The sequence below is a fragment of the Streptomyces sp. NPDC037401 genome (assembly GCF_055602345.1).
In genome coordinates, this window is sequence record NZ_JBVJWO010000014.1 from 115,902 (window position 1) to 130,563 (window position 14,662).

15 protein-coding genes and 1 riboswitch are annotated in these 14,662 nt (G+C 74.0%); of the genes, 8 read left to right on the forward strand and 7 right to left on the reverse strand.

The features are described 5' to 3' along the window. Window positions 1-213 (reverse strand): sulfur carrier protein ThiS, encoded by a 213-nt coding sequence (gene thiS / locus ACZ7H1_RS17190; RefSeq protein ID WP_470787642.1) that lies wholly within the window; start codon window positions 211-213, stop codon window positions 1-3. A 5-nt stretch (window positions 214-218) separates the two neighbouring features. Continuing rightward, window positions 219-1,424 (reverse strand): glycine oxidase ThiO, encoded by a 1,206-nt coding sequence (gene thiO / locus ACZ7H1_RS17195; RefSeq protein ID WP_470787467.1) that lies wholly within the window; start codon window positions 1,422-1,424, stop codon window positions 219-221. Then, window positions 1,422-1,534: riboswitch (TPP riboswitch) on the reverse strand. (Overlaps the previous gene by 3 nt.) A gap of 114 nt (window positions 1,535-1,648) precedes the next feature. Between thiO and ACZ7H1_RS17200 the strand changes: the two genes are divergently transcribed. From ACZ7H1_RS17200 to ACZ7H1_RS17220, 5 genes are all read left to right on the forward strand, one after another. Next, complete coding sequence (locus ACZ7H1_RS17200; RefSeq protein ID WP_470787469.1) at window positions 1,649-2,890, forward strand: NAD(P)/FAD-dependent oxidoreductase; 1,242 nt, start codon at window positions 1,649-1,651, stop codon at window positions 2,888-2,890. 63 nt (window positions 2,891-2,953) lie between these two features. Next, window positions 2,954-3,319: an Rv2175c family DNA-binding protein gene (locus ACZ7H1_RS17205; protein ID WP_470787471.1), complete on the forward strand. Its 366-nt coding sequence runs from the start codon at window positions 2,954-2,956 to the stop codon at window positions 3,317-3,319. A gap of 69 nt (window positions 3,320-3,388) precedes the next feature. Further along, entirely contained in the window at window positions 3,389-4,057 is a 669-nt protein-coding gene (gene thiE, locus ACZ7H1_RS17210) for a thiamine phosphate synthase (RefSeq protein WP_470787473.1), read from the forward strand. A 142-nt stretch (window positions 4,058-4,199) separates the two neighbouring features. After that, window positions 4,200-5,114: a methylenetetrahydrofolate reductase [NAD(P)H] gene (gene metF, locus ACZ7H1_RS17215; protein WP_470787474.1), complete on the forward strand. Its 915-nt coding sequence runs from the start codon at window positions 4,200-4,202 to the stop codon at window positions 5,112-5,114. A gap of 45 nt (window positions 5,115-5,159) precedes the next feature. Then, on the forward strand, window positions 5,160-6,164 hold the full coding sequence (locus ACZ7H1_RS17220) for a hypothetical protein (protein ID WP_470787476.1): 1,005 nt from the start codon (window positions 5,160-5,162) through the stop codon (window positions 6,162-6,164). 27 nt (window positions 6,165-6,191) lie between these two features. Here the strand turns inward: ACZ7H1_RS17220 and ACZ7H1_RS17225 are convergent, their stop codons facing one another. The 5 genes from ACZ7H1_RS17225 to ACZ7H1_RS17245 all read right to left on the reverse strand — a co-directional run bounded on the left by ACZ7H1_RS17225 (window position 6,192) and on the right by ACZ7H1_RS17245 (window position 10,394). Then, window positions 6,192-7,640, reverse strand: coding sequence for a phytoene desaturase family protein (locus ACZ7H1_RS17225; protein WP_470787478.1), 1,449 nt, complete (start codon window positions 7,638-7,640; stop codon window positions 6,192-6,194). A 23-nt stretch (window positions 7,641-7,663) separates the two neighbouring features. After that, window positions 7,664-8,314 (reverse strand): DUF4126 domain-containing protein, encoded by a 651-nt coding sequence (locus ACZ7H1_RS17230; protein ID WP_470787480.1) that lies wholly within the window; start codon window positions 8,312-8,314, stop codon window positions 7,664-7,666. An 84-nt stretch (window positions 8,315-8,398) separates the two neighbouring features. Beyond that, window positions 8,399-8,803, reverse strand: coding sequence for a DUF3040 domain-containing protein (locus ACZ7H1_RS17235; protein ID WP_470787482.1), 405 nt, complete (start codon window positions 8,801-8,803; stop codon window positions 8,399-8,401). Between the two features lie 266 nt (window positions 8,804-9,069). Beyond that, the gene (locus ACZ7H1_RS17240) at window positions 9,070-9,828 is read right to left on the reverse strand and encodes a methyltransferase (RefSeq protein WP_470787483.1); all 759 of its coding nucleotides are present in this window, start codon (window positions 9,826-9,828) and stop codon (window positions 9,070-9,072) included. Window positions 9,829-9,923: 95 nt separating this feature from the next. Beyond that, complete coding sequence (locus ACZ7H1_RS17245; protein ID WP_470787485.1) at window positions 9,924-10,394, reverse strand: SAV_6107 family HEPN domain-containing protein; 471 nt, start codon at window positions 10,392-10,394, stop codon at window positions 9,924-9,926. 141 nt (window positions 10,395-10,535) lie between these two features. On the opposite strand from ACZ7H1_RS17245, the gene ACZ7H1_RS17250 reads away from it, so the two are divergent. The 3 genes from ACZ7H1_RS17250 to ACZ7H1_RS17260 are packed head-to-tail and all read left to right on the forward strand — an operon-like array spanning window position 10,536 to window position 14,260. Beyond that, window positions 10,536-11,561 carry an ATP-binding cassette domain-containing protein gene (locus tag ACZ7H1_RS17250; RefSeq protein WP_470787486.1) on the forward strand — a complete coding sequence of 342 codons (1,026 nt, stop codon included), beginning with the start codon at window positions 10,536-10,538 and terminating at the stop codon, window positions 11,559-11,561. Next, a complete protein-coding gene (locus ACZ7H1_RS17255; RefSeq protein ID WP_470787488.1) occupies window positions 11,533-13,617 on the forward strand; it encodes a YhgE/Pip family protein in 2,085 nt (694 codons plus the stop codon). Before ACZ7H1_RS17250 ends, ACZ7H1_RS17255 begins: the two co-directional genes overlap by 29 nt. 19 nt (window positions 13,618-13,636) lie before the next feature. Next, the gene (locus tag ACZ7H1_RS17260; protein ID WP_470787489.1) at window positions 13,637-14,260 is read left to right on the forward strand and encodes a TetR/AcrR family transcriptional regulator; all 624 of its coding nucleotides are present in this window, start codon (window positions 13,637-13,639) and stop codon (window positions 14,258-14,260) included. Window positions 14,261-14,662: the final 402 nt, after the last annotated feature.

A 14,662-nucleotide genomic window follows, 5' to 3' on the forward strand; every position in this document is an offset into this window, starting at 1 on the left:
TCAGCCTCCCTGCACCGCGGTGAGGACCTCGACGCGGTCCCCCTCGCCGAGTGCGGTGGCGGGCCACTGCCCGCGCGGTACGACGGTTTCGTTGACGGCGGCGGCGACCCCGGCCGGGGCCCGGGTCAGCGTGGCGACGACCGCGTCGAGCGTGGTGCCGGAGGCGAACTCGCGCGGCTCGCCGTTGACCGAGACGCTCAAGGGGCGGGACATACCGGTCATACGAGGGACTCCTCACGGGCGCCGGAGCGGGCGGCGAAACGGCCGGGGGTGAAGGGGCGGGCCGCCGCGGGCAGTTCGCCCGTCGTCAGCAGCTCCGCCATGACCTCGCCGGTGAGCGGGGTCAGCAGGACGCCGTTGCGGTAGTGCCCGGTGGCCAGGTGCAGGCCCGGCAGCAGGCTGGGGCCCAGCAGCGGTGCGTTGTCGGGGGAGGCGGGGCGCAGGCCCGCCCGGGTCTCGGTCAGTGGGAGTTCGGTGATCCCGGGCACCAGCTCGTGGGCGTCGCGCAGGAGTTCGTACACGCCGCCCGCGGTGACCGTGGTGTCCCAGCCCTGTTCCTCGCTGGTGGCGCCGACGACCAGCTCGCCGTTGGCGCGGGGGACCAGGTAGACGTGGCTGCCGCGGACGACCGCCCGTACCGTGCGGTGCAGGAACGGCGCGCAGGAGCGCGGCACCGTCAGGCGCAGGACCTGGCCCTTGACGGGCCGCACCGGCGGCACGGCCTCCGGGGGCACCCCGGCCAGCCGGCCGCTGAGCGACCCGGCCGCCAGCACCACCTGACCCGCGGCGAGCTCCGTGCCGTTGGCGAGGACGGCTCCGGCCGCCCGGTCACCGGTGACCGTCAGCCGCTCCGCCGTGGCCCGGTGGAAGACCACCCCGGCCCGCTCGCACGCGGCGAGCAGCGCGGCCGCGAGCCGGCGGGGGTCCACCTGGTGGTCCCCGTCCACCCGCAGCCCCCCGCGCACGCCCGGGGCGAGCATCGGCTCCAGGCGCCGGCACTCGCGGCCGGTCAGCCACTCCGACTCCAGCCCGCACCGCCGCTGGAGCGCGTGCAGGTCCCGCAGGTGCGCCCGGTCGTCGGCGTCGAGGGCGACCGCCAGGGTGCCGCAGGCGCGGAAGCCGATGTCCAGGCCCCCGCTCGCCTCGGCCAGTTCGGCGGCGAAACGCGGATACAGCTCGGCGGAGGCGAGGTTGAGGCCCAGCAGGGTTTCCTCGCCGAAGTGCAGCTCGGTGACGGCGGCGAGCATGCCGGCCGCGACCTGGGCCGCCCCGCCGCCCGGCGCCGGGTCGGCGACCGCGACGCGCAGCCCGCGCTCCGCCGCCCGCCAGGCCGTGACCAGGCCGATGATGCCGCCCCCGATGACGAGGACGTCCGGTCCGCTGCCGTACGTCGCGTACGGGGACCGCCGTGTGGATGCAAGCATGGGCGTCCAGCCCCTCCCTTCGCCGGCATGACCCGGATCAGGTTCGTACGGTCGGAGGCCGGCCAGCCTCCCTCTCAGCCCGGTGCGTCCGGACTCCCGCGATAGGTACGGTGGCCAGACTAGCCCCCGGCGCGAGCGGCGGTAAGGCGGCCCGTCGGCAGGCGGCGGGCACCGGACCGGCAGCCCCCTCCCTAACGGACCGTCAGGTGGTTAGGGTGATCCGCGTGAGCGATCAGCGGAGTCAGACAGAGCAGCGCGTCGTCATCGTCGGCGCGGGAATGGCCGGCGTGCAGACCGCGGTGGCCCTGCGCGAGCAGGGGTTCCCCGGCCCGGTCACCCTCCTCGGCGCCGAACCCCATCAGCCGTACGACCGGCCCCCGCTGTCCAAGGCCGTCCTCCTCGGGAAGGCCGAGGACTCGGCCTTCGACGTCGACTTCGAGGAGCTCGGCGTCGACCTGCGGCTCGGCGTGGACGTCACCGGACTGCGCGCCGCCGACCGCGAGGTCGACACCCTGACCGGCCCGGTCCCGTACGACGTCCTGGTGCTGGCCACCGGCGCCGAGCCGGTCACCCTGCCCGGCAGCGCCGGAGTCCCCGGCGTCCATCTGCTGCGCACCCTCGACGACGCGGCCCGGCTGCGCCCGGTGCTCGACGGGCGCCACGACATCGTGGTGGTCGGAGCGGGCTGGATCGGCGCGGAGTTCACCACCGCCGCCCGCGAGGCCGGCTGCGCCGTCACCGTCGTCGAGGCCGCTGCCCTCCCGCTGGCCGGGGCCCTGCCCGCCGAGGTGACCGCCCCGATGGCCGCCTGGTACGAGGCCGCCGGGGCCCGGCTGCTCACCGCCACCCGGGTCGCCGCCGTCGAACCGGGCCGGGTCCTCCTCGCCGACGGCTCCGCGCTGCCCGCCGCGGCGGTCGTCGTCGGCATCGGAGCCCGGCCCGCCACCGGCTGGCTCGCCGGCTCCGGGATCGAGCGGGGCGCGGACGGATCGGTGACCGCCGACGACCGCCTGCGCACCTCGCTGCCCGGGGTCTACGCCGTCGGCGACTGCGCGTCCTTCCCCTCCGCCCGCTACGGCGAGCGGCTGCTCGTCCACCACTGGGACAACGCCCTCCAGGGGCCGCGCACCGTCGCCGCGGACATCCTGGCCGGCGACGGGGACGGCCCGGCCTACGACCCGGTCCCGTACTTCTGGTCCGAGCAGTTCGGCCGTTTCGTGCAGTACGCCGGACACCACACCGGCGGCGACCGGCTGCTGTGGCGCGGCGACCCGGCGGCCGAGACCTGGTCGGTGTGCTGGCTGCGCGGCGAGGTGCTCGTCGCCGTGCTCTCCGTGGGCCGCCCGCGGGACCTGGCGCAGGGCCGCAAGCTCATCGAGTCCGGGGCCCGGATCGACGCGGCCAAGGCCTCGGACCCCGCCGTCCCGCTGAAGACGACGGTGCTCGCGGCCGCCGGGGAGTCCTGAACCGGTCGCCCGTCCGCCCGGCCCGGGTACCGGCTGCCGGTCCGGGATGGCAGGCTTGTTCCCGTGACCGAGATTGACGCAAAGACCGATTCCCTCGTCCCCGACTGGCTCTACCTCCCCGACATCGCGGAGATGCTCGACGTCGAGGTGACCCGGGTCCGCCAGCTGGTCAAGGAGGGCCAGCTGATCGCGGTGCGCCGTGGTGAGAACCGCGCCCTCCAGGTGCCCGCGGCCTTCATCGACGGCGACAAGATCGTCAAGGGCCTCGTCGGCCTGCTCACCGTCCTGCGGGACGACGGCTTCTCCGACGAAGAGATCCTCGAATGGCTCTTCACCGCCGACCCGACCCTGCCGGGCACCCCCGTGCAGGCCCTGAGCGAGAATCGCGGCACGGAGGTGAAGCGCCGCGCCCAGGCGCTCGCCGTCTGACCTGATCCGCTCCACCCGGTGTACGGGCCCCGCGGCCCGTACACCGCCCACCACGGGGGGTTTCTCCGCATGTCCCTGGCCCTTGGCGGCGCGGCCGCCCGCGCTCGGCTGTCCGATGCCCGCCTGTACCTGTGCACCGATGCACGCAAGCGCCAGGGCGACCTGCCCGAGTTCCTCGACGCGGTCCTCGCCGGCGGAGTGGACATCGTCCAGCTGCGCGACAAGGGCATGGAGGCCGGCGAGGAGCTGGAGCACCTCCGGGTCTTCGCCGAGGCCGCCCGGCGGCACGGCCGGCTGCTCGCCGTCAACGACCGCGCGGACGTCGCGCACGCCATCGGCTCCGACGTCCTCCACCTGGGGCAGGGCGACATCCCGGTGCCCACCGCCCGCGCCATTCTGGGCGACGGCATCCTCGTCGGCCGGTCCTGCCACGCCGAATCCGAGGTGGACGGCGCCGTCGCCGAGCCCGGCGTGGACTACTTCTGCACCGGCCCCTGCTGGCCGACCCCCACCAAGCCCGGCCGCCACGCCCCCGGCCTCGACCTCGTCCGGTACGCCGCAGGGCTGCGCCAGGACCGGCCGTGGTTCGCCATCGGCGGGATCGACGCGGGCAATCTGGACGAGGTCCTGGACGCCGGGGCCACCCGGGTCGTGGTCGTCCGGGCCATCACCGAGGCCGACGACCCCGGCGCGGCCGCGGCGGAGCTGGCCAAGCGGGTCCGCGCCCGTACCGCCTGACGCGCCGCGGCTGTCACGGCGGCCCGCAGCGGCCCGTACGGGTCCCGCCCGGGTCCCGTGGCGGTCCCGGGAACTGTCCAAAGTCGTGTCCGATGCGTGGACGCTTCTTTGGGGGATCATGGACCGCGTCTAACCTGCCGGTATGGCCCTTGGAACCGCGTCCACCCGGACGGACCGCGCACGCACGGTCCGCGACATCCTCGCGTCCGGAAAAGCGTCGTACTCCTTCGAGTTCTACGCCCCCCGGACGGAGAAGGGCGAGCGGACCCTGTGGAACTCGCTGCGCCGGGTCGAGGCCGTCGCCCCGAGCTTCGTCTCCGTCACGTACGGCGCCGGCGGCTCCACCCGCGGCGGCACGGTCAAGGCCACCCAGGAGATCGCGGCCGACACCACGCTCACCCCGGTCGCCCACCTCACGGCGGTCGACCACTCGGTGGCGGAACTGCGCCACGTCCTCGGCCAGTACGCCGACGCCGGCATCCGGAACATGCTCGCGCTGCGCGGCGACCCGCCGGGCGACCCGCTGGGCGAGTGGGTCGAGCACCCCGAGGGCGTGAAGTACGCCGCCGACCTGGTCCGGCTCATCAAGGAGTCCGGCGACTTCTGCGTCGGCGTCGCGGCCTTCCCCGAGATGCACCCCCGCTCCGCCGACTGGGACACGGACATCCGGCACTTCGTGGACAAATGCCGTGCAGGCGCGGATTACGCGATCACGCAGATGTTCTTCCACCCGGAGAGCTACCTGCGGCTGCGCGACAGCGTCGAGAAGGCGGGCTGCGAAACGCCGATCATCCCTGAAGTCATGGCCGTTGTGAACGCCAGGACGCTCGACCGGCTGCCCCAGCTGAGCAACGCCGCCTTTCCCGACAATGTGAAAGACCGCATCCTCGCCGTCAAGGACGATCCGGCCGCTGTACGCTCCATTGGCATCGAGTTCGCCACGGAGTTCTGCGCGCGGCTGCTCTCGGAGGGTGTGCCGGGGCTGCACTTCATCACGAACAACTCCACGGCGACCCTCGAGATCTACGAGAACCTGGGCCTGCATCAGCGGCCCTGACCGGCCGCACCCGTAAGGCGGCGGCCGTACGGAGAGGGGCCATGCATGGGCTGGACGGTCCTCTACATCGCGTTCGGATTCGTCGCGTTGTGGCTGCTGGCTGAAGTTCTGCTCCAGAACAAGGCCCGGCTGCGCTGGCGCGTCCTCGCCTTCGCGGGCTTCGCCGGCGTCGTCGCGGGCGTCCTGCTGCCCTCGGTGCTCGTCATCGGGATCGGCGCCACGGCCTTCGCCGTGGGCCAGACCCTGGTCACGCTGTCCTTCCGGCGCGGCTTCGAGGCGGGCTGGGCGATCGGCAAGAAGCCCGCCGTGGCCCGGCGCCGCGGCGCCGGAGGCGGCAAGCCCGGCAAGCCCGTACGCGAGGAGCCCGCGCTGCAGGTGTCCGGCCTCGAGTACGCCGACGACGAGCAGGACGTACGGGGCGCGCGGGAAGCCGCCGGCATCGCCGCCGACCCCGCCCCGACCGCGGCCTTCGCCTCGCCGTTCGCCGCTACGGACGACTCCGCGCCCTACGGCGACGGCTCCGGCTACGCGGACGGCGCCTCCTACACCGACGGCGCACCCGCCTTCGCCGCGGCCCCCCGGGGCGACCAGGACGGCGGCTACGGCTACGCCGCCTACTACGACCCGCAGACGCAGTCCCAGGGCGGCCAGGACGCCTACGCCGCCGGATACCAGGGCGGCTACGACTACGGCACCGGCGAGCAGCCCACCTACGCCGCCTACTCGGACCCGTACATCGGCACCGGGGGCGTCGCCCAGCCCGCCGACCAGGGCTACGCCGACTACCCCGGCCAACCCGCGGAGGGCGCCGCGTACCTCGGCACGGGCCAGGACGGCTACCAGAGCTACCAGGACCCGTACACGAGCCACCAGTACGCCATGGACACCCCGCCGGGCGGGGTGTGGGTCCCGGCGCAGCGGGACGCGCACCCCGACGGGCAGCAGTACGCGCCGGAGGCGGGCCAGGAGCAGCAGGGTTACCCGTACCAGGGGACTCCGGGGTACGCCGGGGAGGCGCCCACCGGGGAGTACGAGCAGTACCGCTACTGACGGCGGTGCGCGCCGCGCGCCCGCCCGTCAGCGGGAGCCGCGGAAGTCCGCGCCCTCGACGATCAGTCCGGCCACCAGCGCCCCGGACATCCCGGCGTGGGCCAGCCCGCCGCCGGGGTGGGCCCCGCCGCCGGCCAGGTAGAGGCCCGGCAGGGCGGTGGTGTTCGCCGGGTGCAGCAGCCGCCCCCCGGCGCCCGCGAGGGCCGGCGCCGGCACCGTACCGCCCACGGACCCGGTCGCCTCGGCGACGTCGGCCGGGGTCCGCACCTCGTGCCACAGCAGCCGCTCCCGCAGCCCCGGGACGGCGGCGGCCGCGGCGTCCAGCAGCTGCTGCGCACCGGTGGCACCGCCGGCACCCGCCGCGCCGGCGGCCGGGACGACCGCGCGCAGGGTGAGCGCCTCGTGGTCCTCGTCCGGCCGGGTGGCCGGGTCGTCGGGCCTCAGCACGGTGACGGCGGGCAGGCCGGCACCGGTGGCGTGCACGAGGGTGCGGTGGACCGTTCCGGCCGGGCGGGCGCCCCGCAGCGCGCAGAACACCGTGAGACGGGCGGTGCCGCCCGCCCCGGGCTCCCGGGCCCCGGCGGGCCACAGCTCGCGTCCCGGCAGCAGTTCGCCGAGCCGTCGCGGGTCGATGCCGCACACGACGGCGTCGGCGGCGGCCCCGGTGCCGTCGGCGAGGACCAGCCCGGCCGCCCGGCCGTCCCGTTCCGTCACGGCGGTCACCGCGGCCCCGAAGGCGAACTCGACCCGGCGCTCCAGGCAGCGCTCGTAGACGGCGGTGGCCAGCGCCCGCATGCCGCCGCGCACGTACCAGCTGCCGAAGGTCTGCTCCATGTACGGCAGGACCGCGGCCGCCGCCGGGGCGGTGCGCGGGTCGAGGCCGTACGCCAGCACGCGGTTCTCCAGCAGGGAGGCCAGCGGGCCGCCGAGCTCGCGGTCCGCTACCTCGGCCAGTGTGGGCGGCCGGCGGCGGAGCAGGCCGCTCTTGCGCACCGCCGGGTACGGGTCGCGGCCCAGCACCTGCCAGTCGGGCCACAGGGGCTCTTCCAGCAGCGGGCGGCGGGTGGCGTCCCAGGCGTCGCGGGCCCGGTTCAGGGTGGCGGACCAGCGGTCGCCCGCACCCGGTCCGAAGGCCTCGTCGAGGGCTGCGGCGACGCCGCCGCGGGAGGCGTTGGGCAGGGAGAGGGTCGTCCCGTCGGGCAGGACGTGCCGGACGGCGGGGTCCACCTGGGCCGTCTCGACGCAGCTCTCCAGGGGTTTCCTGCCGGTCTTGACGAACAGGTCGCGGTAGACCGCGGGAAGGTGCAGCAGTCCGGGCCCGGTGTCGAAGGCGAAGCCGTCGCGTTCGAACCGGCCGACGGCACCGCCGTAGGTCGCCGCGCGCTCGTACACCGTCACCTGGTGGCCTGCCACGGACAGCCGGGCGGCCGTCGCCATCGCGCCCATCCCGGCGCCGATCACCGCAATTCGTGCCATGCCCGCGACTGTATCGGCCGTGGTCAGCGAGGTGGCAGCCCGGTCCCGGCGCCGGCCGTGCCACCGGACGGGGCAGGGACGTCCTGGGCGAGCCGTCTCTCCTCCTTGCGCCGGGCCCGGCGGCGCAGGAACCTGCGGATCCGGGTCCACAGGAAGAACAGCATTGCGATGCCGATGAGCAGCAGCACGGCCGCGATGATCGCCGCGGCCTCCGGGTAGAACATCGCGAAGGTGACGAGCCCGGCGACGCCGAGGTCCTCGGCGATGCTCACGATGATGTTGCTGAAGGGCTCGGGGGAGGTGTTGATCGCCATCCGGGTGCCGGCCTTGACGAAATGGCTGGCCAGGGCGGTGGAGCCGCCGACGGCCCCGGCTGCGAGGTCCGGGAGGGATCCGCTCTGCCCGGCGAGCAGCGCGCCCACGACGGCCCCGGAGACCGGCCGGATCACGGTGTGCGCCGCGTCCCAGGCCGTGTCCACGTAGGGGATCTTGTCGGCGACGACGTCGCAGAGGAAGAGCACGGCGGCGACCAGGAGGACGTCCGTGCGCTGGAGGGACGCGGGGACCTCGTCGGTCAGCCCGCTCGCGCCGAAGATGCCGAGCAGGAGGACCACGGCGTAGGCGTTGATCCCGCTGGCCCAGCCGCTGGTGAAGACCAGGGGGAGCACACTCACCTGATCATCATGCCGTACGGAGATGCGTGAGGGAGCACCCGTTCGAAAACGGGTGCCCCCTCATACACGCAAGCGCTGCGGGGCTCAGTGGCCCTGTTCGTCGCGGCGGCGCTGCCACCGCTGCTCGATCCGGTTCATCATCGACCGGCGCTGTCGGTTCTGGCTGCCGTGGCCCTTGCCGCCGGCGCTGCCGGGGTGGGGCTGTTCGCCAGGTTTGGGTGCCTTGCGCCATCCGGTGACCGCGAGAACAGCACAGCCCAGCATGACGAGAAAGCCCACCACGCTGATCCAGAGCAGGTTCGGCGCGACCATTCCGGTCATGAGGAGCGCGATACCCACCAGAAAGCCTGCGACTGCCTGGTAGACCCGTCGTCGGGTGTACGTACGCAGCCCGCTTCCCTCAAGCGCTGTCGCGAACTTGGGATCTTCGGCGTACAGCGCTCGCTCCATCTGCTCGAGCATTCGCTGCTCGTGCTCCGAGAGCGGCACGGGAGTCCTCCTCATCCGTCGGTCGCGGGGGGTAGCGACCGGGGGTCCCCTCCAGGATAGGCAGGGAATCGCCCCCGTGAAACCCGCCCTCTACGCCACGTTCCTGAATAAGCACTGTGCCAAACCGTACCGTCGCGCGGGCGGTCGTTGAGGCGCTTATTCCCCAACAGTCGCTCCGCCATGCCGGTCGGCGTCCCCCGATCATACGGGGCCGCCCGGCGGAACGGAGGGTGTGTGGCCTACTCCATCCGCGACAGCGTCGCAGATCAGGGCTGCTTCCGGCCCAGGACGTGCAGCTGCGTGGCCACGGCGTGGAAGGCGGGCAGTTCGGCCGCGGCCTCCTCCAGCTTGAGCAGGGCCTCCACGGCCCCCGGCTCGGTGTCCACCAGGACCCCGGGCACGAGGTCGGCGAAGACCCGTACGCCGTGCACCGAGCCGACCTCCAGCCCGGCCCCGCCGACCAGCTCGGACAGCTGCTCGGCGGTGAAGCGGCGCGGCACCGGGTCGCCCGCGCCCCAGCGTCCGGACGGGTCGGTCAGGGCGGTGCGCGCCTCGGTGAAGTGGCCGGCGAGCGCGCGGGCCAGGACGGCGCCGCCGAGGCCGGCGGCCAGCAGGCTCAGGGTGCCGCCGGGGCGCAGGGCCGAGGCGGTGTTGGCCACGCCCTCGGCCGCGTCGTCCACGTACTCGAGGACCCCGTGGCACAGGACGACGTCGTACGCCTCGCGCTCGACCACGTCCAGCAGGCCCTGGGCATCGCCCTGGACGCCCGTGACGAGGTCGGCGACGCCGGCCTCGGCGACCCGGCGCTCCAGGCCGAACAGGGCGTTCGGGCTCGGGTCGACGACGGTGACGCGGTGGCCGAGGCGGGCGAGCGGCACCGCGAAGTTGCCGGTGCCGCCGCCCGTGTCGAGGACGTCCAGCGCATCCCGCCCGGTCGCCTTGACCCGGCTGTCCAAGGCCTCCTTGAGGACCTCCCACACCACGGCGGTGCGGAGGGAGGCGCGGGGGCGGGAAGTGTCCGACACGGCTGATGACTCCTCGGCGCGGGAACCGCCGCGGGCGGCGGGGTGGGGAACGTGCACTGTGTGATCCACCCTATTGCCTCCCGCGGCGGGGCCCGTCATCCCGCGTCGGGCTGCTCCGAACGGGGCTGCGGGAGCGTCGGCGGAAGGGCCAGCATCCGCTCGACCAGGCGGAGGAACATCGAGGCGGCGCGCAGCAGGTCGTCCGCGTCCCGGCTGCTGGCCGCGTCGCGTATGCCGGCCTCGGCCCGGGCCCGTCGGGCGGCCCCGGAGGCGAACAGCGCGCTCCATTCGGTGAGCTCCGGTGCGAGTTCCGGCAGCACTTCCCAGGCGCTGCGGATCCGGGGCCTGCGACGCGGCCGGACCGGCTCGGGACGGGCCCGGGCGGCGAGTACGGCGGCTGCGGTGCGCAGGGCGGCGAGGTGGGCGGTGGCGTAGCGCTCGTTCGACAGGTCCATGAGAGCGGCCTCCTCGAGGCCCTGGCGGGCCTTGGCGAGCAGGTCGAGGGCCGCGGGCGGGGCCGAAGCCCGGCGGAGGACGGGGTGGACATCGGCGGCAGGTGTTGCCATGACGTACCTCCTGTCTTCGTCGTGTTCGTCCCATCGTGACGTGCACCACTGACAGTCGGCCTGACCTGCCCTTTTGACGGCCCGGGGCACCCACGCTAGTTTTTGAACTGACTGGTCAGTTCAAAAAGGAGGGAGAGGGGTGTGGACAGCCCGCACGGCGCCGCCGTCAAGGCGGAGCACTTCGGGATGAAGGGCCCGCGCGGCTGGGTCTTCCAGGGGGTGGACTTCGATGCGGCGCCCGGCTCGCTGATCGCGGTGGAGGGGCCCTCGGGCTCCGGGCGCACCTGCCTGCTCCTGGCACTGACCGGCCGGATGAAGCCGACCGCCGGCCACGCCGAGGTGGGCGGCCTCCGGCTGCCGAAGAAGATGGCGGCCGTACGCCGGACGGCCGGCCTCGGGGCGGTCCCCGGGGTCACCGACCTCGACCCCTCGCTGACCGTCGCCGAGCAGCTGCGCGAGCGCGCCCTGCTCCAGGGCCGCTTCGGCGGTCCCGTCCGCGCCCTGCTGCGCCCGCGTGCCGAGCGGTCCGCGCAGCTCGCGCAGCGGATCGACGAGGCCCTGGCCGTCGCCGGCCTGGACGTCGACGCCCTGCCCAAGGGGGCGCGCACCCCGGTGCGCGGACTGGAGCGGCTGGAGGAGCTGCGGCTGACCGTGGCGCTCGCGCTGATCGGCCGGCCGCGGCTGCTGGCGGTGGACGACAGCGACCTGAAGCTCTCGGACGCCGAGCGCGCCGAGGCCTGGGAGCTGCTGCGCTCGATCGCCGCCCGGGGCACCACCGTCCTCGCGGTGTGCAGCGAGGCACCCGCGGACGCGGTGGTCCTGCGGACCGCCCCGGCCGCGTCCGTGGCGCAGGTGATGCCGGGGGGCACCATCTGCGCCGCGGACGCCCCGGAGCCGACCGAGGAGCCCGAGCCCGCCGAGCCCGTGGCGGCTGCCGAGGACGCCGAACCGGAGCCCGCCTCCGAAGCCGAAGCCGAGTCCGAAGCCGAGTCCGAAGCCGGCGGCGGCGAAGACGGCGGTGACGACGACCTCGAAGCCGGTGCCGGTGCCGGTGCCGGTGCCGGTGCCGGTGCCGGTGCCGAGGCCGGGTCCGACGCCGGGTCCGAAGACCGCCGCACCGCACAGAAGGGGGCGGCCGATGCGCTCGCCGAAGCTCGCCGTTCTTGAGCTGAAGAAGTTCGGCCGGGGCCGGATGCCCCGGGCGGCGCTCGTCGCGCTGCTCCTCCTGCCGCTGCTGTACGGCGCCCTGTACCTGTGGTCCTTCTGGGACCCGTACAGCCGGCTGGACAAGGTGCCCGTGGCGCTCGTCAACGCCGACAAGGGCGCCGTCGTCGACGGCAAGCGCGTCGAGGCCGGCGACGAGATCACCAAGGGGCTGCACGAGAGCAAGACCTTCGACTGGCAGGAGGTCGGCGCCGACGAGGCGCAGAAGGGCCTCGAAGAGGGCCGGTTCTACCTCTCCCTGACCATGCCGGAGGACTTCAGCAGCCGGATCGCGTCCAGCTCCGGGGACTCGCCGGAGACCGGCGCGCTCCAGGTCCGCACCAACGACTCCAACAACTACGTCGTCGGTTCGATCTCCAAGACCGTCTTCTCCGAGGTCCGCGCCTCGGCGTCGTCCAACGCCTCGCGCACCTTCCTCGACAAGATCTTCATCTCGTTCTCCGACCTCCACGGCAAGACCCAGGAGGCCGCCGACGGCGCGACCCGCCTCAGCGACGGCATCGGCAAGGCCAAGAAGGGCTCCGCGGACCTCGCCGACGGCCTGAGCACCGCCAAGGAGAAGACCGGCGAGCTCGCGGGCGGCCTGCGCAAGCTGGACACGGCCGCGGGCCGGCTGGAGACCGGTACCCGGGACATCGCCGACGGCACGCAGGCGCTCGCCGACAAGGTCAACGGCGTGGCCGACAAGACCCGCCCGTTCCTGAAGGAGAACGCCCAGCGGATCGCGGACACCGCCGAGCTCGTCGCGGACACCGCCAAGGTCGTCCGCAACCACCTCGACACCTTCGCGAAGGCCGCCCCGGCCGCCGAGCGGGCCGCCCGGGCCGCCTCGGAGGACCTGGACGCCGTCCATGCCGAGCTGTGCACCGGCGGCGCCGAGCCGTCCCCGTCCTGCCCCCGGCTGAAGAAGGCCAAGGACGCCGCGGCCGAGGCCGCCGAGCTGGCCGGCGACGTGAACAAGGTGGCCAAGGGCGCCGGCGGCGACCTGGACAAGCTGGACGCGCAGCTGAAGAAGCTGGAGGACCAGGCCCGCGAGCTCGTCGAGAAGGCGCCCGACCTGGCCGCCGACCTGGACGCGGCCGTCGCCAAGGTCAACGCCCTCAACAAGGGCGCCCACCGGGTCGCCACCGGCATGGACAAGCTGCACACCGGCCTGTCCTCCGCCACCACCGGCTCCGCGGGCATCGACAACGGCGTCGGCCGGCTGGGCGACGGCGCCCGCAGCCTCGACGGCGGCATCTACAAGCTCGTCGACGGCTCCGGCGAGCTCGCGGGCGGGCTCCACGACGGCGTCGACCAGATCCCCGACTACGACAAGCAGCAGCGCGACCAGCGCACCGAGGTCATGTCGGACCCGGTCCAGCTCGCCGCCAAGTCCCTGCACAAGGCACCGAACTACGGCACCGGCTTCGCCCCGTACTTCATCCCGCTCTCCCTCTGGGTCGGCGCGATGGTCGCGTACATGCTGATCCAGCCGCTCAACCGGCGGGCGCTCGCCGCGGGCGCCTCCGCCTGGCGGATCGCCCTCGCGGGCTGGCTCCCGGTCGCCGCCATCGGCGCGCTCCAGGTGGGCGCCCTGATGTCCGTACTGCACTGGGGCCTGGGCCTGGACATGGCCGCACCGGCCGCCACCGTCGCCTTCCTGGTCCTGGTCACCGGCTGCTTCGCCGCCATCGTGCAGTGGCTCAACGCCAAGTTCGGCGCGGCCGGCCGGATCCTGGTCCTCGCGGTCCTGATGCTCCAGCTCACCTCGGCGGGCGGCACCTACCCGGTGCAGACCAGCCCGGACTTCTTCAACGCCGTCCACCCGTACCTGCCGATGTCGTACGTCGTCGAGAGCCTGCGCAGGCTGATCACCGGCGGCGACCTCACGCCGGTGTGGCAGGGCAGCCTGGTCCTGGCGGCCTTCACCGCCGGAGCCCTGGTGCTGACCGCGCTGGCCGCCCGAGGCAAGCAGGTGTGGACCATGGACCGGCTGCACCCGGAACTGAGCCTGTAGACCTGTGAGAATCAGCGCCATGGAAAGCAGCGGCACCACCAGCGGCACCACGCGCCGGCAGGCCACCCGGCAGAAGCTCTACGAAGCGGCCGTCACCCTCATCGCCGAGCAGGGTTTCTCGGCGACGACGGTCGACGAGATCGCCGAGCGCGCCGGGGTCGCGAAGGGCACGGTCTACTACAACTTCGCCAGCAAGAACGTCCTCTTCGAGGAGCTGCTGCGGCACGGCGTAGGACTGCTGACCGCCTCGCTGAAGGCGGCGGCCGAGGAGACCGAGGAGCGCGGCGGGACCCGGGTCGAGGCGCTCGACGCCATGATCCGGGCCGGCCTGGTCTTCATCGACGCCTACCCGGCCTTCACCCAGCTGTACGTCGCCGAGCTCTGGCGCACCAACCGGACCTGGCAGTCCACGCTGATGGTCGTGCGCGGCGAGGCCGTCGCCGTCGTCGAGAAGGTGCTGCGCGAAGGGGTCGAGCGGGGGGAGCTGAGCGCCGAGATCGACGTCCCGCTCACTGCGGCCGCACTGGTCGGCATGGTGCTCGTCGCGGCGCTGGACTGGCAGTCCTTCCAGCGCGAGCGCTCGCTCGACGACGTCCACTCGGCGCTGTCCCTGCTGCTGCGCGGCCGGGTCGGCGGAAGCTGACGGGATGCCCCGGTGCCGCCCGGTCGGCGGTGCCGCGGGCCGGGTGCGGGCGCGTAGAACTGAGTATCCGTACCTAGACCCAGAGATGAGTAGGTACACGGATGGCTCCCACCTGCGCAGACGGGAGAGTGGTGGCCAACGGAAGGGGCGCCCGCCCCGTACCGCCGACACGGGGCGGCGGTACGCGGCGGGTCCTCTGACGTGACCCGGGGGAACGGGTAACAGGGGAAGACGGGGGGCCACCGGACCGCAGCCGGTGGAACGGAAAACGCCGGTGTCGGCGAGGCTCGGGGGGATCGAGCTTCACCGCACCGGCGTTTTCGCGTCCCCCGGGGGGGGGGGGGGGGGGGGGGGGGGGGGTGGGGGTGGAGGGGGGGGGGGGGGAGGGAGGGGGGGGAGGGG